Annotated in this window: 1 pseudogene; it reads left to right on the top strand. The window is 54.4% G+C overall.

The features are described 5' to 3' along the window. Positions 1 to 28: 28 nt before the first annotated feature. Positions 29 to 329, top strand: a pseudogene (locus O2S87_RS19015) (transposase); the annotation flags it as partial.

Here is a 329-nt window from a genome sequence, read left to right as displayed (position 1 = left end):
ACTCAAAACCGCACAACAGTACGTCTCAATTCGGCACGTCTACCTAGATCGTGGATTCTATCAAGTCCATGTCGTTGCTGAGTTAGAACAACTGGGCGTTGATTATATTGTACGTGCACGACCGAGTAGTGGGATGAAAGACCGCCTCAGCGCTGGTGCTGAGACGGTCGCTGGTGAGTATACGATGCAGCGAAACCGCAAGCCAACGGCGTCAGTAGATGTCACAGTCTTTGCGGTTCCGCACCGCACCGCTGAAGACGAGCACGTCTGGTTCGTGACGAGTTTGGACGTAGATGCTTCGACAGCGAAAGCGTACGCGGCGGCGTTCC

Source organism: Halohasta sp. A2 (assembly GCF_056175805.1).
The sequence above is the reverse complement of the archived record's forward strand: the minus strand, read 5'-3'. Positions and strand labels throughout refer to the sequence as shown.